General features: G+C 51.0%; 18 protein-coding genes. 7 read left to right on the top strand and 11 right to left on the bottom strand.

The window, feature by feature from the left end:
• Nucleotides 1-23: 23 nt before the first annotated feature.
• Together H9I35_RS04690 and sppA are read left to right on the top strand one after the other, a co-directional pair.
• On the top strand, nucleotides 24-863 hold the full coding sequence (locus H9I35_RS04690) for a DUF975 family protein (RefSeq protein WP_187420431.1): 840 nt from the start codon (nucleotides 24-26) through the stop codon (nucleotides 861-863).
• Nucleotides 850-1,815, top strand: coding sequence for a signal peptide peptidase SppA (gene sppA, locus H9I35_RS04695; RefSeq protein WP_187420432.1), 966 nt, complete (start codon nucleotides 850-852; stop codon nucleotides 1,813-1,815). Before H9I35_RS04690 ends, sppA begins: the two co-directional genes overlap by 14 nt.
• A 302-nt stretch (nucleotides 1,816-2,117) precedes the next feature.
• Here sppA and H9I35_RS04700 read toward each other — a convergent pair whose 3' ends face one another.
• Nucleotides 2,118-2,726, bottom strand: coding sequence for a response regulator (locus H9I35_RS04700; protein ID WP_187420433.1), 609 nt, complete (start codon nucleotides 2,724-2,726; stop codon nucleotides 2,118-2,120).
• A 206-nt stretch (nucleotides 2,727-2,932) separates the two neighbouring features.
• On the opposite strand from H9I35_RS04700, the gene H9I35_RS04705 reads away from it, so the two are divergent.
• Both H9I35_RS04705 and lgt read left to right on the top strand, forming a co-directional pair.
• Complete coding sequence (locus H9I35_RS04705; RefSeq protein ID WP_187420434.1) at nucleotides 2,933-4,081, top strand: nucleotide-binding protein; 1,149 nt, start codon at nucleotides 2,933-2,935, stop codon at nucleotides 4,079-4,081.
• A gap of 3 nt (nucleotides 4,082-4,084) precedes the next feature.
• The gene (lgt, locus tag H9I35_RS04710) at nucleotides 4,085-5,074 is read left to right on the top strand and encodes a prolipoprotein diacylglyceryl transferase (RefSeq protein WP_187420435.1); all 990 of its coding nucleotides are present in this window, start codon (nucleotides 4,085-4,087) and stop codon (nucleotides 5,072-5,074) included.
• Nucleotides 5,075-5,237: 163 nt separating this feature from the next.
• Here lgt and H9I35_RS04715 read toward each other — a convergent pair whose 3' ends face one another.
• The 10 genes from H9I35_RS04715 to ftsH form a co-directional block, all read right to left on the bottom strand.
• Nucleotides 5,238-7,100: an FAD-dependent oxidoreductase gene (locus tag H9I35_RS04715; RefSeq protein WP_187420436.1), complete on the bottom strand. Its 1,863-nt coding sequence runs from the start codon at nucleotides 7,098-7,100 to the stop codon at nucleotides 5,238-5,240.
• A gap of 332 nt (nucleotides 7,101-7,432) precedes the next feature.
• Nucleotides 7,433-9,403 carry a transketolase gene (gene tkt, locus H9I35_RS04720; protein ID WP_187420437.1) on the bottom strand — a complete coding sequence of 657 codons (1,971 nt, stop codon included), beginning with the start codon at nucleotides 9,401-9,403 and terminating at the stop codon, nucleotides 7,433-7,435.
• A 114-nt stretch (nucleotides 9,404-9,517) separates the two neighbouring features.
• Nucleotides 9,518-10,975, bottom strand: coding sequence for a hypothetical protein (locus H9I35_RS04725; protein WP_187420438.1), 1,458 nt, complete (start codon nucleotides 10,973-10,975; stop codon nucleotides 9,518-9,520).
• A 52-nt stretch (nucleotides 10,976-11,027) separates the two neighbouring features.
• Nucleotides 11,028-11,672, bottom strand: coding sequence for a CBS domain-containing protein (locus tag H9I35_RS04730; protein WP_187420439.1), 645 nt, complete (start codon nucleotides 11,670-11,672; stop codon nucleotides 11,028-11,030).
• Between the two features lie 368 nt (nucleotides 11,673-12,040).
• The gene (locus H9I35_RS04735) at nucleotides 12,041-12,754 is read right to left on the bottom strand and encodes an ABC transporter ATP-binding protein (protein WP_371809470.1); all 714 of its coding nucleotides are present in this window, start codon (nucleotides 12,752-12,754) and stop codon (nucleotides 12,041-12,043) included.
• Nucleotides 12,755-12,795: 41 nt separating this feature from the next.
• Complete coding sequence (locus tag H9I35_RS04740) at nucleotides 12,796-13,593, bottom strand: ABC transporter ATP-binding protein (protein ID WP_187420440.1); 798 nt, start codon at nucleotides 13,591-13,593, stop codon at nucleotides 12,796-12,798.
• The gene (locus H9I35_RS04745) at nucleotides 13,586-14,581 is read right to left on the bottom strand and encodes a branched-chain amino acid ABC transporter permease (RefSeq protein ID WP_187420441.1); all 996 of its coding nucleotides are present in this window, start codon (nucleotides 14,579-14,581) and stop codon (nucleotides 13,586-13,588) included. The genes H9I35_RS04740 and H9I35_RS04745 overlap by 8 nt, the downstream gene beginning before the upstream one ends.
• Nucleotides 14,582-14,611: 30 nt before the next feature.
• Entirely contained in the window at nucleotides 14,612-15,535 is a 924-nt protein-coding gene (locus H9I35_RS04750) for a branched-chain amino acid ABC transporter permease (protein WP_016521795.1), read from the bottom strand.
• Between the two features lie 370 nt (nucleotides 15,536-15,905).
• Nucleotides 15,906-17,051, bottom strand: coding sequence for an ABC transporter substrate-binding protein (locus H9I35_RS04755; protein ID WP_187420442.1), 1,146 nt, complete (start codon nucleotides 17,049-17,051; stop codon nucleotides 15,906-15,908).
• 234 nt (nucleotides 17,052-17,285) lie between these two features.
• A complete protein-coding gene (gene ftsH, locus H9I35_RS04760) occupies nucleotides 17,286-19,316 on the bottom strand; it encodes an ATP-dependent zinc metalloprotease FtsH (RefSeq protein ID WP_187420443.1) in 2,031 nt (676 codons plus the stop codon).
• Nucleotides 19,317-19,502: 186 nt separating this feature from the next.
• On the opposite strand from ftsH, the gene fliS reads away from it, so the two are divergent.
• The 3 genes from fliS to H9I35_RS04775 are packed head-to-tail and all read left to right on the top strand — an operon-like array spanning nucleotide 19,503 to nucleotide 20,992.
• Nucleotides 19,503-19,943, top strand: a complete 441-nt coding sequence (gene fliS, locus H9I35_RS04765; RefSeq protein ID WP_016521798.1) for a flagellar export chaperone FliS — start codon at nucleotides 19,503-19,505, stop codon at nucleotides 19,941-19,943.
• Nucleotides 19,944-19,957: 14 nt separating this feature from the next.
• Nucleotides 19,958-20,437: a flagellar export chaperone FlgN gene (flgN, locus tag H9I35_RS04770; RefSeq protein WP_187420444.1), complete on the top strand. Its 480-nt coding sequence runs from the start codon at nucleotides 19,958-19,960 to the stop codon at nucleotides 20,435-20,437.
• Between the two features lie 6 nt (nucleotides 20,438-20,443).
• On the top strand, nucleotides 20,444-20,992 hold the full coding sequence (locus H9I35_RS04775) for a dihydrofolate reductase (protein ID WP_187420445.1): 549 nt from the start codon (nucleotides 20,444-20,446) through the stop codon (nucleotides 20,990-20,992).

The raw sequence follows: 20,992 nt of genomic DNA on the forward strand, positions 1-20,992 counted from the left end.
ATCATCGCTTGGAGGCCGAAATAATGTTCGACAGAAAAAAATATAAATCGTTTGTACGTATTCAATTAAAAAATCGGAGGACAGTGCCTGTACTCATGACGCTCATCACGGCACTCGTCCTGCTGCTTTTATCGCTTCCCTCGATCAAAAAATCGATCACGATGTACAGCGAAATTTTGCAGGCATCCGCTTTATCGCTAAATAAAAACGCACTCCTGCAAATCGTGCGTAAATATCAAGAGTCGTCGCCGCTCGATTCGTTTTTAAGCTGGCTCGTGTTTTTCGTAACGGCAATCTGTACGATCTCACAATACTGCGTGTACTTGAAAATGTCGCGGGATCCCGAACCCGTATCGATCGGAGATTTTTTTGCGGGTTTTGCGCACTGGCTCCGCGCGATCGGAGCGGCGCTGTGGAAGCAGATTTGGATGTTTTTGTGGATGCTCATCTTTATCATACCCGGCATGATTATCATCTTCGCATCCGTCCGCTCGCTCAATCGGTGGCTGATCGTCTTTATCATCCCCGCTGTCATCCCCTACATCGTCAAGGGCATAGCGTATTCACAGATGAATTATATCGTTGCAGAATTCCCTCACGTACCGGTAACACAGGCCCTCGACATCAGCAAAAAAATCACTCGGGGATATAAGACGGATTTATTCGTTTTGTACTTGAGTTTTTTGGGATGGTATTTGCTTTGCGCTTTGACACTCGGTATCGCCTCTCTGTGGGTTATACCGTATAGGACAATGACATGCGTAAATGCGTATCACGCGCTTATGAAGCAGGCACTCGAATCGGGCGTCGTCACGATCGAAGATATCGGAGACACCAACGGAGAACAGTATGGCAAAAAATAAAAAACGCGGCGGAATCGCCGTATTCGTCATCATTTTGCTCGTTGCGGCGGGCATCGGCATCTACACGATAGCGACGGACAGTTCGCGCAATGACGGCGGCACGGGATTTTTTAATAATTTTATCATTCGCAAAAACTACATCGCGTCGCTGTACATCGAAGGCGTCATCGAAACGGAAAATAAAACGTACAATCACGAATGGCTCATCGACACGATCCGTTCGCTCGAAGACGATGAAAAAAATAAAGCGATTTTACTGACCGTCGATTCTCCCGGAGGCGGCGTCTACGAATCGGACGAAGTGTATCTCGCACTCCGCGATTACACCGAACATACCGGCCGGCCGGTCTATGCGTACATGACGACGCTCGCAGCTTCCGGCGGTTATTATATTTCATGCGCGGCCGAAACGATATATGCGAACCGCAACACGCTCACCGGATCGATCGGCGTCATTGCAAGCCAATCGGTCGATATGACCGAACTGCTCAAAAAGCTCGGCGTCAAAGTCGAAACGATCACTGCGGGAAAAAACAAGAATATGCTCAACATAAACTCGCCGCTCACCGACGAACAGAGAGCCATCATGCAGTCGATCGCGGACGAAGCGTACGAACAGTTTACCGCCATCGTCGCAAAAAGCCGAGGTATGAAAATCGGCGAAGTGAAAAAACTTGCCGACGGCCGCATCTATACCGCGTCCCAAGCGAAAAAAAACGGACTCGTCGATGAAATCGGGACATGGGAAGATGCGCTCTCGTCTCTTCGAAAAGAACTCGAAGATAACGAAAGCGTCGTAACGACATTCCGCTACGAAAAAAAAGATTCGCTTTTGGAAATGCTTTCGGAAGCGGCAAGCAAAGCGGGAAAAACCGATGCGCTCATCCCCGATGCGATAAGGCGCGAACTCATGCTCGGTATTTCATATCCGGCGTATATTTACCGAAAGTAAATGCGGCAAGGATCGGAGGGGTGAACACAGAGCAACTTCACCGGAAAAACCATATTCTCTAAAAAATAGCATGTAAAGTAAAAAAATCGGCTGCACTCCCGGCAGCAGTCCTGCCGTCCGCCGCGGCTGACCGTAATAAGAATCGGACTACGCAATCTCTTTTTACAAAGAGATTGCTTGCCATCGGTCAGAGCGGCTCGGCGTCAGTTCCGCTGCCTCGCGTTCCGCCTTTTTTGTATAGACACACGTTTTTTTATATATACATTTCCGATGAGGTTGCCCCGGTACAGAGAAGCCTTTTATCAATCTTTGAATACGCGGTCGACTGCGTCGGCGAGCAATTCGAGTTTCAGAGGTTTTCGGAAAAATTTTTCGATGCCGAGATCGACGATGCGGTTTTCGTGTTCTTTGTCTTCGAGCGCGGTTACGACGATGACGGCGGGCTTTCCGTATGAATTGTCGGCATTGATTTTGCGGCAGAGTTCGAAACCGTCAACGCCCGGAAGATCGAGATCCAAAACGACGCAGCGCGGTTTTTTCGAAAAAAGCTGTACGCCCGCTTCGAAACCGTCGAACGCTTGAATTATCTCAAGATCCGGAAAACGTTCGCGGATAAAACGTGCGACGAGCGTGTTAAAAGTTTTATCGTCGTCGATGACAAGCAAAGTAGAAGAATTGTATGCCTCGCAATTCGAACATGCACTCAAAAGTTTCATGGGAATGTGCATATTGCGCTCTCGCATAAAATCCGCAAGATCGTCGGGGTATACGCGGTACTGACCGCCGGGCGTTTTGAACGCTTTGAGATAACCGCTGTTTATCCAGTTGATTGCCGTTTGATTTACGACGCCGCAGATATTTGCAACTTCAAGAGCGGAATATATCACCGGTTTTTCAATTTTTTTCGCCATAGACTCTGATCCGTGTTTTAGATAACAAGGTGTATAGTATAGCGCATCGCTGGGGAAAGAGCAATCGGTCGAAAACGGCACGAATATGGGCCGAAGCGACATCGGTTGTATTTCACGCGATCGGGAGCGGCGGCAACGGATCGATATTGCCGAAACCGTATCGATACAGGGTATGCACAAAAGCGCGCGTGTGTTATAATCGACGTATGCAAATCATTCCCGTTGCGAGCGGAAAGGGCGGCGTCGGCAAAAGCCTTTTGTCGGCAAACCTTTCGATTGCGCTCGGTCAGGCCGGCAAAAAAACAGTGCTTGCGGATTTGGATTTAGGTGCATCGAATCTGCATCTCGCGATCGGTCAGCACGTGGATCCGGCGGCAAGTCTCGGCGCGTGGCTCACCGATAAAGGCGAATTCGAAGACATTATCGTGCCGACCGATTATGAAAACGTGAGCTTTATCGCAGGCGACAGTCAAATCCCCGGTCTCACCTCTCTCAAGCCTTTCCAAAAGACAAAGCTCGTGCGCAGTTTTCAAAGCATTGACGCCGATTACCTCATCCTCGACTTGGGAGCGGGAACGCACCAGATCATCCTCGATATGTTTTTGCTTTCCGCACAGGGCATCATCGTAACCGCTCCGACGGTCACCGCGACGCTCAACGGTTATCTCTTTCTCAAAAACGCCGTCTTCCGCCTCATGTACACGACGTTTAAAAAAGGGACTGCCGGATACGACAGACTCGAAGCGCTGCGTAAAGATTCGACGTCGCTCCAGCGGCTTTATATCCCCAAATTGATTGAAACCCTCGACAAAGCCGACCCGGAAAACACCGCGCTCTTTTTGTCGCGCGTAAAATCGTTCCGGCCGCGTCTCATCATGAATCTCATCGACGATCCGAAAGACGCGGACAAAGCGCAGCGCATACGCCGTTCGTGCAACCAATACCTCGGACTCGATATCGAATATTTGGGAATCATGTACCGCGATTCGCTGCAGGAAAAAGCGCTCGAGTCGCAACTGCCGATCATCGTATATAAACCGCAGGCGGTACTTTCGCAGGCGATCTACCGCATTGCCGAAAAAGTGCTCGCATCGGAAGCGCATAGTTTCGACGACGCTTATGCCGCCGATACGGACGGAGGTGCGACGTTCCAAATGGCGGAAGAAGAAGCGAACGAAGATTACGGCTACAAACTGTCGGTCATCGACGATTTGGTCGGAAGCGGCACGCTCACGATAGGAGAACTCGCCGAAACGATCAAAACGCAGCAGTTCGAACTCACGCAGTTGAAAAAGGAAAATATATTGTTAAAATCGAAATTGGTGCAGGCTGCGGCCCAAGGCTTTAAGGTATAAGCGATGTTTTTACCCTTGTATTGCAATTATCCGTCGTGGATCCATCCGGAAATTTTTCCGGGCATCCCCGTACTCGGTCTTTTGCGCTGGTACGGTCTCATGTACATATTCGCATTCGGCACGGCGTTTTTCGTGCTGAAAAAAGAAATGCAGGAAGGCGCGCTCGACAGCAAAAACTACAAAGCGACCGAAGACGACATATTCGGTTTTATCGCTACGGGGATCGTATTTTTGCTCATCGGCGCGCGCATCTTTTCAACCCTCGTCTACGATACGAGCGGCATGTACCGAGAACGGCCGTGGCTCATCTTTTGGCCATTCGATACGGTAACGCATAAATTCACGGGCCTTGCGGGCATGTCGTATCACGGAGGCCTTATCGGAGGCCTTATCGGCACGATCGTATGGTGCAAGCGGCACAAAAAAAACACGCTCCAATGGATGGACGCGATAGCGGCCGCAATCCCCGCAGGCTACACGTTCGGCAGGCTCGGCAATTTTTTAAACGGAGAGCTCTACGGAAGGATCACGACAATGCCGTGGGGGATCGTCTTTCCGCAAGCGGAAAAATTTTCGGCAAGCTTAAAATGGGTGCAGGAATTTGCGGCAAAGATCGGCATGGAAATTTCGAGCGCGACCGTAAACCTCCCGCGCCATCCGAGCCAATTATACGAAGCGTTTTTCGAAGGCGTCGTACTGTTCGGCATACTGCATCTTATCAGAAAACGTAAAATATGGGACGGCATGATTTCGGCAGCATACGTTTTCGCTTACGGCGCATTCCGCTTCGTCATCGAATATTTTCGGGAGCCGGATGCGGATTTGGGTTTCCGCATCGGAAAGGATACGGCTTCACCCGTCTATATGAACGCTTCTCTCCTCAATTTTTCAACGGGGCAAATCCTCTGCTTTTTGATGATGCTCGCGGGCATCGTCTTCGCCGTAGTTTCTTATTGTTACGCGAAAAAACGATCGAAAGAAAACATACTTTAAGCGATAAGCTTCGTTTGCAAAACTTGCACCGACAACAAGACAGGATGTTTGCCGTCAAAGGCTTTCCGCTTAAAAAAACCGCAGAGGCTTCCCCCTGCGGTTTAATAATTTTGATTAATTATTAATAAAGTCGAAGTTTGCGTTCATTGCCGCCGCACAATTTTTACTTTGCGCTTTTAGCGTAAGAAGCCGCGCTTTCGCCTGCGATGCGGCCTGACGTCCATGCAAATCCGCACGCAAGTCCTTCATACGGAGGATAGCCCCTGCCCGCATAGTAACCGCCGGCGCTCGTTCCCGCGGCAAAAAGACCCGGAATGGGTTTGTAATGCTCGACGTCAAGCACGCGCAAATGTTCGTCGACTTTTACACCGCCGATCGTTCCGAGAAATACGGCGCGGCAGTCGAACGCATAAAAGGGGCCTTGCGATACGCCGAAGCGGAGCGACTTTGCGGACTTCCCGTAATCGGTATCGTTCCTCTGCGAAACCATCGTATTGTAGCGGTCGACGGAAGAAGCAAAACCTTTTTCATCGAAACCTGCTGCGGATGCAAGCTCTGAAAGCGTATTTCCCTTCCACGCCGTTTTACCCTGTACTGCAAGTTCCGCAAGTTCGGTCAAATTACCGCCTTCTTTGCTCGGCCCGGGGCCGCTGTAGGAAAGGCGAAGCGTATCGCCGTTCGTGTAACTGTCGAGGGTCGCCTGATCCGTGACGATAAAATAGCGTCCGCCTGCGGCATAGGCGGCATTCGCCCAAAACGCCGTATCGTAGACGACGTCTTCGTTTGCGAAGCGGCTGCCCTGCCCGTCGACCCACAAAAGCGGCGACTGCAAAAGCCACGTAAGCGCTGATGAAGAATATCCTGCCAGTTGTTCGCTGCTCGACTCTTTTGCAACGGTGCTTTCGGCAAGCTGGCATGCGTGCAAAAGCGGCGTCGCATCCCAATCCTTCGCTCCGGCTTTCAGCATCGCGTCCAAGCCTTCGCCCATGCTCGGCATACCGATAAAATTGAGGTAGGGCGTTTTGAGTTCCCGCCGCACGCGTTCGACGTCTCCGCCGAAGCCGCCGGTCGCAATGACGACCGATTTTGCGCGGACGGTGAGCACGCCTCCGTCTTCTTTTTCGGCTTTTACGCCGGTAACGGTACCGTCGGTATTTTGTATGATTTCGGTAAGGCGCGTATTCGTGCGGAGTTCGGCTCCCATCTTTTTGAGATTCGCATAGAGATTGTCGAAGCCCTGAGTGCTGTTGTCGTATTTATGATAGCAAAATGCCTCGTACGCATCTCCCTCGTGCGCAAACTGCGTCGTTTTCTCCTGCAAGTGAAAGGTCATGCCGTAGCCCGTAAGCCAATCGATCGTATCGGCAGCTTTATAAACGATAGCACGGGTAAGCGGCCCGTTTGAAAGATATTGATTGAATTCGAGGAGACGGTGCACGGCGACGTCTTCGGAAAGACGCATACCCTTTGCCCGTTGCAGTTTCGAATCGACCGCAAAAAATCCGGAAGCGAGCCGACTGTTGCCGCCGTAATTCGAAAGTTTTTCGAGAATCAAAACGCGCAGTCCCGCTTCCGAAGCGGCAAGCGCCGCAGCCGTTCCCGATCCTCCCGCGCCCGCAACGACGACATCGACCGTAAGCTCTTCGTCGGCACCGCTTTTTGCAACGGATTTTTTATACGCGGCAAGTTTTGCACCCGATTTTTTAAGCGCGGCTTCGGCGGCCGAAAACACAGCCTTACTCGTAAGCGTCGCACCGGAAACGCCGTCGAGCGCAATCGTCTGAGATGAAACGATGGAACGCGCGAGCTTTTCCGCAGCCGCGCCGCCGATGTTCGGCGTTTCATTCGGAGCCGCGATAACCGCCTCCGTGATTTTGCCCGACGCATCGAGTGTCAGCGATACCGTAACCTCTCCTCCGAAACCCTTTTCGGAAGCGGAATAAGTTCCCGCTTTTACGCCGGAACAACCCGCCGCAAAAAGCGCAAACGCGGCAGCAAAAGCAAACGGCACGATAAATTTTCTCATACAATCCTCCGTAAAAAAAATCCAAGACACTATCGATTTTTGAAAAAAGGCGGCAGTATTGCAGCCTCTCTTTTACGTATTCGATCGCATTACAACTATAGCATAATTATTGAAAATTTGGGAAGCTCGTATGCGGCACTCGGAGCATCGTAAAAAAAACACTGCTCAATCCGCAGCCGAATTAAACAGTGTCTTTTTTGAAAATACCGATGATATGTGTTTCCTCTTAAACGCTTTTGTACACCGCTGAAAATAACGCTTTGATTTTCAGCGGCTCCGTTTTCAGATTTGCGCATTCAGCGTAAGCGGCACTTGCACCCGCGATGCGGCGCTCAGCGCTTCAGCACCTTTGCCAAGTCCGCGGCGGTAAAGTGCAAATGCTCCGCAACTTTTTCCGCCGGCCCCGATTCGCCGAAGCTTTCGATACTGAAGATATCGCCTCGATCTTTTACGAAACGGAACCATTCCGTACCGATACCCGCTTCCGCGGCGACGACGCGCTTTGCATTTCCGATGATTTTGTTTCGAGCCGTATCGTTGGCTTCGGAAAACCGCTTCAAATCGATAACCGATACGATGCGGATCTTTTTTTCGGGAACGAGCTTTGCCGCTTCAAGCGCCGTATTCACTTCGGATCCCGATGCGAGAACGGTAATATCAGGAGCGGCGCTGCCTTCCTGCACGACGTAGGCGCCCGTGCGGATCGTCTTTTTCCAATCTTTGTCGGCTTTTTCGTATACGGCAAGTTTTTGCCGGGTGAGCGCGAGGCAAACCGGATGATCTTTGCTTTCATAGGCCGCCTTCCACGCTTCGACCGTTTCTTCGGCATCGCCCGGACGGAGCACTTGTACGCCGGGGATCGCACGAAGCGCGGCGAGCGTTTCGACCGGCTGGTGAGTCGGTCCGTCTTCGCCGACGTAAATAGAATCGTGTGTAAAAACGTATATGACGGGCTGCTTCATAAGAGATGCGACGCGCAGCGATGGACGGAGGTAATCGCTGAACACGAGGAAAGTCGCACAGAATGGACGCAGACCTCCGTGCAGACTGATACCTGCGCTGATTGCCGACATCGCAAACTCGCGGATGCCGAATTCGATCATGCGCCCTTTTCGGTTTTCAGCCGAATAGATGCCGTCCAATTCGTCGATCTTCGTTTTGTTCGGCCCGGTTAAATCGGCCGAACCGCCGACGAAGTTTCCGTAACGCTTTGCGATCATGACGATCGCTTTGCCGCTCGCATCGCGCGTCGCAAGAGAGTCTCCGACTTTGAACGAAACGTCGGGAACGTCTGCCGTCGGAGAGTCCGTATGAAAAGCGTCCCACTCTTTTCGAAGTTCGGGATTTTCTTCAGACCACGCTTCGAATTCTTTTTTCCATTCCTCTTCGCGCTCCGCATACGCCGCTTTTTTTGCGGCAAAATAATCGTAGGCTTCGGGGAGGACGTAAAAATCTTTGTCGGAAGGCAAACCGATCGCTTCTTTCGCAGCCTTTACGCCTGCTTCTCCGAGGGGAGAACCGTGTACGTCGGGCGTGCCCTGCTTCGGCGCGTATTTTCCGATGACCGACGTAAGCATGATGAGCGTCGGTTTGTCGGTACATTTTTTCGCTTCTTCCGTCAATTTAATAATTTTTTTAGGTTCGTACATCGAACCGTTCAAAACCTGCCAGCCGTACGCTTCGTAGCGTTTTGCAATATCGTCGGTAAAAGCGATATCGGTCGAACCGTCTATGCTGATTTTATTTTCGTCATAAAATACGATGAGCTTTCCGAGCTTCAAGTGTCCCGCAAGGCTCGACGCTTCGGACGCAACTCCTTCTTGGAGACAGCCTTCGCCGACGAGCGAATACGTATAGTGATCGACGATTTTACGAGAAGCCGTATTGAATCGCGCGGCAAGCATCGTTTCCGCGATTGCAGAGCCCACCGCCATCGCCACACCCTGTCCGAGCGGGCCGCTTGTATTTTCGACTCCGTCCGTCGCGCCGTATTCGGGGTGCCCCGGACACTTCGAACCTACTTGGCGGAAACTCTTTATATCGTCGAGCGTTACTTTGTAGCCCGCGAGGTGCAAAATCGCATACAGCCACATAGAGCCGTGTCCTGCGGAAATCAAAAAGCGGTCGCGGTCTGTCCATTTCGAATCGGCGGGATTGTGTTTTAATATTTCTCCGTAAAGAACGGCCGCCAATTCCGCCGCTCCGAGAGGGATCCCCGGATGCCCCGAATTCGCCTTTTGAATGGCATCCATCGAAAGGCTGCGCACGCTCGCCGCAACGGCTTTCATCGCTTTTTCGTTCATAATCGCTCCTATCAAAAATAATTAATAATTATTAATTTAATAAAATAATTTATGAAAATCATACGATGAAAAAACGGCAATCCTGAAATTAAAAACAGTGCAATACATTCGTCGTTATTTTACGACGATAAAGCCGTTTCTTTTTTCCGATTTGACGGCATCGCTAAGCTCGCCGCTGATATCTTCAAAATTGCATTCCATACCGTCGAGCGAAGCTTCGATCCGATCGACATCTTCGGTCGCAGCTGCGGGCTCCCGTTCGATCATCTCCAGCATGTGCAGAACATGATTGAATATCTGCGACAGGATGACGAGCTCCTGCTGCGGATAGCGCTCAAGATTTGCGGCAAAGCGGTCGATTTCCAACACGAGCTGATTCGCCTTCCGATACAACGCAAGCGCACGGCGGCGCAGCGGCCCGATATAAAAATCGGCAAACCAATTGTAATCTTTTTTTATTATAGCGTGGCACGAATCGATGTGCAATAAAAGAATTTTCCGTTCTTCGGGTTTTAAATGAACTCCGTCAGGCAAAATCCGGTCGAGGATGAGGTCGGGATCGTATTTTTTTTCGAAAAGCTGATCTTCGATATAGGCGTCGAAAACAAAATCGGGAGCCGCTAAATCTTCGAACATCCGACCGTAGGCGTCCGCATCGGCGTTCAAAAAATTATTCCATTTCCCGACGGCGGGAACTTCTTCCCCCGCTTTCCATATACGCGTTTCAACACCGAAGGGCTCATAGGCGACTTTGCGGCTTTGCTGAAGCAGCTCTTCGACCGAACCGCAGTGTACCGTACACAAAGCTTTGCCGTCGTCGAGAAAAACGCAGGCAAGCTGCTCTTCGATCGATGCGCAGGGGCCTGCGGCATCGAAACTTTCAAGTAGATCCGATTCGAGCCTCGCGTACCAATTTTGCCGTTCGAGATCGTCGGCTTGCATGCGCATAGGGTTTTCATCGCGCTTTACCGGCACGACTTCGATTTGCCCGAAATCCCAATCGACTACGCGGCACAAAATACGGTCGCCGTATTTAAAACCGCAGTATTTGACAAGGGGCTCAAGGGAATTGACCGTAAGGCACACTTCGGACGGCAGCTCAAAATCCTGAGATGCCAAATCGATTCCCTCGTTCGCAGGATCGGAGGCGATATATTGAGAAGCGAATTCCGCGCCGTAAAGCGCAAAAAGATCGGCCGCATCGGGGCTTGCAAAAGTCACAATCTTACGCGGAAGCGCTTCGCCTTTGTATGTAAAAGTAAGCGACGACGGAAACATTTCGGGATCGACAAAAGGCATACACCTCGCTCCCGCCGCAAAACAGTTGTGTTCGACTTCGCCTCGAGTCGGCTTAAAGCTGAACCAACGGTTCGAAAATGCGCCCGCTCTTGTGATGTACAGCCCGTCGTCCAACATAAAAACACAATCGCTTGAAGCGAGGTAATCTTCGCATATCTTACGTGTCACGCGCATACCCATTTTGCCGAGCATGCGCGCAAAATCCTTATCGGAAAAAACTTCGCGGTATGTTCTGAGAAATCTGTCGATAAGGGTTTTTGTCTGCGCTTTCATCTTTTATAAAATACTGACAGTCCGCCGCAAAAGCAAATCTTTACGCGCTCGGTCACACGACGCGGATATCTTCCACCGAAACGCCGCAATCAGAAAGCACCGACTGCATCGCTTCGAGCGTTATGTCGGTCGCTTTTATCGTGAGGCGGCGTACACCGGGTTCTTTCAGTTCATCGGTAACGACGGAAACGATATTGCCGTTGAGCGCCGCTATCTTTTCGGCGATCTTTGCAAGTCTGCCGGGCTTGTCGGCGCTGCTTATCGTCACGCGCACGCCTTTGTGGCGGGCACCGAACATATTGGTAAACAGGTGAAAGAGATCGCTTTCGGTCACGATGCCGATGAGGATATCGTCTTTCATAACCGGAAGGCATCCGATTTGGTTGTCGACCATAATGCGCGCCGCTTCTTCGACGATCTCGTTTTCGGAAACCGTTACAACTTTTTTCGTCATGACTTTTTCGACGGTCAGCTTGGAAAGCAGATAGCCGATTTCATACATGTCGAGCGTGGTCGCATCGGAGGGACCGGCTTTTGCCAAATCGTTTTTTGTAATGATGCCGGCGAGTCTGTCGTTTTTATCGATGACGGGCAGCTTGTTGATGGCCTTTTTCGTCATAAGCGCTTTGGCTTCCGTAAGCGTCGTTTCCGGAGAAACGTACACCGGGTTTCGAGTCATCACATCCTTTACAATCATACAAATCCTCCTGCACCCCAAGGCAACCGAGCCGGAAACTATGTCATCTAAAAAATAACATGTAATGTAAAAGCGGCTGCACTCCCGGCAGCAGCCCTGCCGCTCGCCGCGGCAGACCGTAATCGGAATCGGACAGCGCAATCTTTTTTATAAAAAAAGATTGCTTGCCATCGGTCTGAGCAGCTCGACGTCAGTTCCGCTGCCTCGCGTTCCGCCGCTTTTTATGTACTCGATACACTATTTTCATACCTAATACATTTCCGACTCGGTTGCCCTGTTCTGCATTTCCTTAGTATTATAACACATTCCGCGCGATTTTACCGCTATACCGTGTTTTTTTTATCGGCCGCCGTTCGCGCGTGATGATTTCAGCCGCCGAGATAGGCCGCTTTTACCGCGGGATCGGCAGCGAGATCGGACGCCTTTCCGCTTTTCGATATTGCGCCCGTTTCGAGGATGTACGCGCGGTCGGCAACGGAAAGCGCTTTATACGCATTTTGTTCGACGAGCAGGATCGTCGTCCCCTCTGCGCTGATTTTTTTAATGATTGAAAAGATTTCATCGACGAGGATCGGCGCAAGCCCCATAGAAGGTTCGTCGAGCAAAAGCAGTTTCGGAGAAGCCATGAGAGCGCGGCCCATCGCGAGCATCTGCTGCTCTCCTCCGGAAAGCGTTCCCGCATTTTGCTTTAAGCGTTCTTTTAAGCGCGGAAAAAGAGCGAACACTTTTTCCGTATCCCGCCGGATTTCCGCCTTGTCGCGACGCAAATAGGCGCCGAGTTCGAGGTTTTCGCGCACCGAAAGGTTTTGAAAAATGCGCCGGCCTTCCGGCACCTGAATCAAACGGCGCTCGACGATTTTGTCGGGTGGGCAATCGGTGATGTCTTCTCCGTCGAAAAAAATGCTTCCCGCATCCTTTTTCAAAATATTCGAAACGGCGTGCAGCGTCGTCGTCTTGCCCGCGCCGTTCGATCCGATCAGCGTGATGACTTCTTTGTCTTCGACCGAAAACGAAATATCGTGAAGCGCTTTGATCGCGCCGTATGAGACGGTGAGATTTTTAACTTCGAGCAGCGTACCCATCGTGCCCCCTTATATATAGATTAATAAAAGTCGATTCCCTTTTACGACGCGTCCCGGCCGAGATAGGCTTTGATGACCTGCGGATTCGTCCGAATCTCTTCCGGCTTTCCTTCCGCAATGACGCGGCCGTAATCGAGCACCATGATATGTTCGCAGATCCCCATGACGAGCTTCATATCGTGTTCGATGAGCAAAATCGTCAAATCGAATTCCTTTCTGATAAAATCGATCATACGCATGAGTTCCGCCGTTTCCTGCGGATTCATTCCGGCCGCCGGTTCGTCGAGCAAAAGCAGCTTCGGCTTCGACGCAAGGGCGCGCGCGATTTCCAGTTTACGCTGTTCGCCGTAGGGCAGGTTGCGCGCGAGTGAGTCTTTTTTACCGTCGATTTTAAACAGCTGCAAAAGGTGCATCGCCCGTTCGCTCATCATTTTTTCGTCGCGCCTGTACTTCGGAGTACGAAGCAGCACGTCGAGAGGGGAAACCGTACGCGATGAGTGCAGCGCGATGCGCACGTTGTCGATCACCGAAAGATTTCCGAAAAGCCTGATGTTTTGAAAGGTGCGCGCGATGCCGATCGCGTTGAGCCCCGCGGGCTTCATTTTATTGATGATACGGACTTTGCCGTTTTTATCCCAAAACGAAAGTTGTCCGGAAGTGGGCGTATAGATACCGCTGATCATATTGAACAGCGTCGTCTTTCCTGCGCCGTTCGGACCGATCAAACCGTAGAGCCCTCCTTCACGCAGTTCGCACGAAAATTCGCTCACCGCGCACAAACCGCCGAAGATGATCGAAACGTCGGTTGCTTCGAGCACGAGTTTTTTTTCATCAGCCATTGTGCGCCTCCGTTTTTTTGCCGCGCGCGAAGATCGAAGCGATTTTATCGAAGGCGCGGACAAATGAAAATTCTTTCATCCCCATGAGTCCCTGCGGGCGGAATATCATCACGATGATGAGGATAACAGGGTAAATGAGCAGGCGGTAATTTTGCAAAAAGCGTAAAAACTCCTGTACATAGGTGAGCACAAAGGCCGCAAGCACGCTTCCGGTCGTCGAACCCATGCCGCCGAGTACGACGAAAATGAGATAGTCGATGCTTTTCGTAAACGACGCCTGGTCGGGTTTTACGAATCCGATAAAGGGCGCGTAGAGCGCTCCTCCGATACCTGCAATAAAAGAAGCGACGACGAAACCGAGCATCTTATATTTAAACACGTCGATGCCCGCAGCATTCGCGGCGATTTCGTCTTCACGCACGGCGAGGATCGCGCGTCCGTAAGTCGAGCGTATAAAGTTCTGCACCAAAACGACGAGGGCGACAAGCGTTCCGACGATAACCGTATACGCGAGAACGGGATTGAGCGCGAGCGCGGTCGGAAACTGTTTACCGTTCGGGCCTCCCGTCCATCGTTTTAAATTGACGAGTACGACGCGGATTATTTCACCGAAGCCGAGCGTTACGATCGCAAGGTAATCGCCTTCGAGTTTGAGCGTCGGAAAGCCGATGAGAAATCCGAAAAAAGAAGTAAGTATACCGGCTAAAACGATCGAAAGGGGCAGCGGTACGTGCGCGTTCGTCGAAAGCAAAATCGTCGCGTATGCACCGATCGCCATAAAGCCCGCCTGCCCGAGAGAGAGCTGCCCTGTGATGCCGCAAATCATATTGACGCTGAGCGCCATGATCGCGTTGACCGCCGACAGCGTGAGTATTTGCGCGGTATACGCGTCGATGATTTCCAAGCGTATGAGGAGGGCGGGAAGCGCGACGGCAAGCAGCGCGCACACACCCGGAACGAGCATATTTTTCAGCAGTTTATCTTTCATAATTATTAAATCTCCGTACACGCAAGCGCATCACACTTTTACCGTGCGGCTCTTTCCGAATATACCCGACGGCTTTACCAAAAGGACGATTATTAAAATGGAAAAGGAAATCGCGTCCGCATACTGCGACGAGAGAAAGCCCTTTGTGAGTGTTTCCGCGATGCCGAGCAGGATGCCGCCGAACATCGCGCCGGGGATCGAACCGATACCGCCGAGAACGGCCGCGATAAATGCTTTGAGACCGGGCATATACCCCATCATCGGATCGACTTGCGGATAGGCGGTCGCATACAAAACGCCGCCCGCACCTGCGAGGATCGAGCCGATAACGAAAGTAACCGCGATAATGCGGTTGACGCTGATCCCCATCAGAGAAGCGGCCTGCATATCGAATGAAACGGCCTGCATCGCTTTGCCCGTCTTCGTCCTGTTTACGATATAATTTAAAACGATCATCAAAAACGCACTCGATGCGATGACGATACACTGGATATTCGATACGGCAAGAGAGCCGAATAAAAAGTTTTTTACCGCAATCGTCGGAAATTGGCGAGGATCGGGACCGACGAAGGGCAGCACGCGCATCGTATTCTGCAAGATGAGTTCGACCGCGATCGCCGTGATAAGCGAATTGAGGCGCGGAGCCGAGCGGAGCGGACGGTAGGCAAAGCGCTCGATGACGAGCGAAAGCAAGGCGCAAACTACCATAGCCGCGGCGAACGCAAGCACGAGGCTTACGGGAGTGACGCTTGCTGCGACCGAAGGCGCGGATCCGAGCGCGACAAGCACGAAGTAGCCCGCGTACGCTCCCATCATGACGACGTCGCCGTGAGCAAAATTGATAAGTTTTACAATGCCGTAAACCATCGTATAGCCGAGCGCGATGAGAGCGTAGATGCTGCCGAGCGAAAGCCCGTTGATGAGCTGCTGTAAAAACAGTAAACCGTTATTCATAGCCGATTCCTAAACCTTTTCCAACCTTTTTATTTTCTGTATTAAACGGTAAGTTTTACAGTACCATATCCGCGCCGATTATTCAATAAAACGCTCATTAATAATTATATCCTGAATATCGAGTTTTGAAAGTATTATCTAAATAAAAGATATGCTTTCAGCGAGAACCCGTCAGCTTAGCCGCGGTCGAGCTTTTAGGGTAGATTTCCGTAAGCATAACGCTCGAAACGGCACGCTGCCGGAACCTCGCCTCCGCACAATTTTATTTGCTTTCAAAACTCGCCATTTAGTTGCTATCCGAAACAAAAGGAAAATAAAAAAGGCGCCGGCTTCGCAAAGGAAGGGGCGCCTCTTGCCGTGCAAAAAAGCTTTAGGGATTGACCGTCGTCTTATACACGCTCGTCAATTTTCCGTCCGCTCCGCGCACGAGTTCGAGCATGACCGCGGATTTGACGGGATTGTGCCGGGCATCGAAAGTCAAATGCCCCGTAACGTAATTGCCGTCCGTCTGTTCAAGCGCCGAACGGACAGAAGCGGCGTCGAGCGTTCCCGCTTTTACAATCGCATCGCGCAGCATGTACACGCTGTCGTAGCCGAGAGCCGCAAACGCGTTGGGCGCGGAATTGTATTTTGTCTTGAAAGACGAAACGAATTTCTGCACCGCAGGAACTTCCGAATCGACCGCATAGTGATTCGAATAAAATCCGTTAAGCACTTCGTCGCCTGCGTTTCCGGACAGTCCGTCCCATCCGTCCCCGCCGACGATCGGCGTCGTTATACCCTGCATACGGAGCTGACGTGCGATGAGCGCGACCGTACCGTAGTAATCGGGAATATAGACGACATCGGGTGAGGCGTTTTTGATTTTCGTAAGCTGCGCATTGAAATCCTTATCGCCTGTCGAATACGATTCGCGCGCGACGATCGTTCCGCCGCCGGCTTCGAATGCTTTGACGAAGTTTTCTTCAAGTCCGACGGAATAATCGTTTTGGATATCGTACAAAACGGCGGCGCGCTTTGCACCGAGCGTTTCCGTTGCGAATTTGCCGCCGACCGTTCCCTGAAAGGGATCGATAAAACACGCGCGGAAAATATAATCGCCCGCATCGGTGATCGCCGGAGCTGTCGCCGCCGGTGCGATTTGAATGACGCGCCCTGCCTGTGCAAGCGTCGTCACCGCCTGTACGCAGCCCGAGGTCAGCGAACCGATAATGAATTTGACTTTGTCTTTCGTCGTCAATTTTTTAAAGGCGTTGACGCTCTTGTCAGGCTTGCCTTCATCGTCTTCTCCGATAAGAACGATTTTTTTACCGTTTACGCCGCCCGATTCGTTTATTTCATCGATAGCAAGGTCGATGCCTTTTTTGCATTCGACGCCGTATACGGCGACGTCGCCGGACAGCGGAAAGATGCCGCCTATGTTAATCATATCACTTTCGCTTTTGGAACAGCCTGAGACAAAAAGCGCCAAAGCCGCAGCAAGCACAAAACCCGCACATTTACCGAGCATTTTCATATCGAATACCTCCGAACCATGATCTTAAGTATGAGTAAATATATTCAAAAATATTAAAGTTTGTCAAGCGCGCTGCAAATGCGTTTCGCTGCGCACAGACAGAGCAAGCGCATCAAAAACCATATTCCCTAAAAACAATGGTAACACAAAAAATCGGCTGCACTTCCGGCAGCAACCCTACCGTTCGCCGCGGCAGGCTGCAAACGCGGGAAACTTCACACCCCGCCGCCGAGCCTAAACGCGTTTTGCCGATTTTTTTGCAGAGGGCTTTGAAGCGTCTTGGAGCGCTTTTGCATGAGCTTCAGCTTTGACGATATCTTCGAATTCTTTGCCGTCCATCGTTTCTTTTTCGAGCAAATATTTCGCGATGTATTCAAGCAGCTCGCGGTGCTTTTTCAAAAGCGCAACGACGGATTTATAGCGCTCGGCCATGACGCGCGCGATCTCTTCGTCGATGTATTTTTGCGTTTCTTCCGAATATTCGCGCACGAGCTGCGGTTCGGTAGCCCCGTATCCCTGTCCCGATTTTCCGAGCGTAACGTTTTTGAATCGTTCGCTCATGCCGTAATCGGTAATCATTTTGCGGATCGTGTCGGTTGCGCGCTGAATATCGTTTGCGGCTCCCGTCGAAATCTCGTCGAAAATAACCTGTTCGGCAGCCCGTCCGCCGAGGAGAACGTCGACTTCGTTGATCAAATCGCGTTTCGTCTGCAGCGTTTTTTCTTCTTCTTCGCGGTACTGCGTAAAACCTCCGATACCGTGAGAACGCGGAACGACGGTGATCTTGTTGACCGGCGGATAATCGGGCGTAAAAGCGCCGACGAGCGCGTGCCCCGTTTCGTGGAACGCGACGATGCGCCGCTCTTTTTCGTTTTCCTTTCGCGTCTTTTTTTTGAGACCGATGCTCACTTTGTCGATCGCGTCGTTAAAATCGGACATCGTCACTTTTGCGTGTCCGTTGCGTACGGCAAGGAGTGCCGCTTCGTTTACGACGTTCGCGAGGTCGGCGCCCGCAAAACCTATCGTACCGTGAGCGAGGGATTCGAAATCGACGTCGGAATCGAGTTTGACGTTTTTCGCATGGATGCGCAAAATCTCTTCCCTGCCCTTGACGTCGGGACGTTCGACGGGCACTTGGCGGTCAAAACGGCCGGGGCGCAAAAGCGCGGGATCGAGTATGTCGGGGCGGTTCGTCGCCGCAAGAATGATCAATCCTTTTTCGTTATCGAAGCCGTCCATTTCGACAAGGAGCTGGTTGAGCGTCTGCTCTCGTTCGTCGTTGCCGCCGAGGTTGTTCATGCGGCTTTTGCCGATCGCATCGAGTTCGTCGATAAAAATAATACACGGCGCTTTTTCCCGCGCTTGGCGGAAGAGGTCGCGCACGCGGCTCGCACCGACGCCGACGAACATTTCAACGAAGTCCGAACCCGAAATGCGGAAAAACGGCACGCCCGCTTCTCCCGCTACGGCGCGCGCAAGAAGCGTTTTACCCGTACCCGGAGGCCCGACGAGCAGCACGCCCTTCGGGATCTTACCGCCGATGTCGGTGTATTTTTTCGGCTGCTTTAAAAAATCGACGACTTCGATAAGCTCGTCTTTCGCTTCGTCGACACCCGCGACGTCGGAAAAGCGCGTTTTCACTTTTCCCTCTTCGACGGCTTTCGCGCGCGACTGCCCCGCACCGAAAATGCTTCCCATACCGCCGCCCATGCCGCTTCCCATCTTTCGAAGCACTAAAAAATACATAATGAAAATAAAAACGATGGGTATGAGATTGGCGAGAATTGGAAGCAGATAACCGTTTTGCCGAAGCACGAATTTATAATCGACGCCCTTTTCGTTCATCAGATCGATAAGCCCTTCGCTTAGGCCCAGTACGCCGAGCGTTTTGTATTCCTGACGGCTGCGCGTTTGAACGGGAAAAAGCATATAGCCCTTCGCGCCCTGATCCGAAGACACCGAGCGTTCCGGCCCGTAGCCGGTAAAATACGTTTCACCGAGTTCGACCGAAACGATCTTTCCGTCTTCGATGAGACTGCGGAATTCCGAAAAATCGATAAGATTATCCGGCTTGGCCATAACGAACATATTGACCAGTGCAAGAACCGCAAGCACGAGAAGTATAAGAGCCCACAGCGGAAAATGCGAGCGGTTATTGTTGTCGTCTTTTTTCTTTTTATCGTTGTCTTCCGGTCCGGCAAATTTGAAAAAATTGTACGGATCGTCTTTGTTGTCGTCTTTTTTATCGTCGATTTTATCGCTCATCAAAAACCTCGCTGGGATACATTTCGGTACTTTAAATATACGAAATATCCTCCGGTTTGTCGACAGAAAAAATACTTCCTCCGAATAAATTTTTATATAAAGTTTCATTTTCAAATACCGATACTGATATACGGATGACTGTTATTTTCGGGAAATATTTGCTGCATGGGTACACGGAGGTTGAACATGGGCTATAATCAAGCGTATAATGCATATAAAAATACCAATATCCGCACGGCCAGTCAGGGGCACCTCGTCGTTTTACTCTATGAAGGAGCGGTACGGCAGCTCTCAGCCGCTGCCGATATGTTCGATTCCGCGAACACCGTAAAAGCGCGCGATATCGAAAAGTTCAACAACTGTCTGCAAAAAGCGCAGGCGATCATCACGGAGCTGCAAGTGTCGCTCGATATGGACAGGGGCGGAGAGATCGCAAAAAATCTCATGTCGCTGTACATATTTTTCAATAACGAACTCATGTCGGCAAACATCAACCGCGATAAAAAAAAGATCGATTTTGTACTGTCGATGATGACCGAACTTTCCGGCGCGTGGCGGCAGGCGGCAAACAGCACGGCAAATGCGCCGGCGGCGACGGTCGCAAATGCATTGAATATAGAAGGCTGAACCGAGAGGTGATCATGCAGGAACTTTCACAAAACGAAATAAACGAACGCGTTGCCGTACTCAAACGATTTAAAACGCTGCTCGAACAACAGCGCGACAAATTCCGCGAATATCTTTCAGTGCTCGAAAAACAGCAAACGTCGATTACGGAAGAAAACACCGACGCGCTCATCGCGCATACGGAGCTCGAACAGCAAGTCGTTTCGAATATCGCAGGCCTGCAAAAAGTGATCGTACCGATGGAGGAAATGTATTCGTCGATAAGGAGTTCCGCTCCGGAAGGCGAAAAGCGCGCGCTCGAATCGATTCAAAAAGATCTCGCACACTTGCAGTCGCAAGTCCTCGCCCAAAACGAAAAAAACCGCAGCCTGCTCCGCGTTCACATTGCGGATATTCAAAAGCAGATGGAGCGTATCAAAAATCCCTACCGCGGTAACAGAAGCGTCTATGCGCAAAAGCAAAGCGTCGGAAGCTTTGTCGAAGTGCAGGCATAAGAGGGCATGATCGCAATCATCGCGGCGTATGCAAAAAACCGCGCGATAGGCAAAGACGGAAAACTCCCGTGGAAATTAATAAACGAACTGCATCATTTCCGCGATGTAACCGCGGGCAATATCGTAATCATGGGACGAAAGACATTCGAGTCCATAGGCAAACCGCTTAAAGGCAGAACGACGATCGTCCTTTCGAAAAACAAAATATTTTCCGAAAAACGGCAGCCCGAAGCAAAGCTCTACGAAGCGCGAAGCATACCGGAATCTCTTTCGCTTGCAAAAACGCTTTCGGCAAAAAGCGATCCCCCGGCCGATATTTTTTTTGCGGGAGGCGAAGCGGTTTACGCCCAAGCCCTGCCGCTTTGCAGCGCGCTTTATATAACGGAAATCGACACATACGTCGACGGAGACGCTTTTTTTCCCGAGTTCGACGAAACGCTTTTCGAAAAAAAAATTATTAAAAAGATGAACGACGACGTTTTCCCCTGCACGTACATCCTGTATACGAAAAAAAACGCCGGTGATTATCCGCACGACCCTTCCTTTTACACATAG

Origin of the sequence: Treponema sp. Marseille-Q4132 (assembly GCF_014334835.1) — a bacterium.
GTDB lineage: Bacteria > Spirochaetota > Spirochaetia > Treponematales > Treponemataceae > Treponema_D > Treponema_D paredis.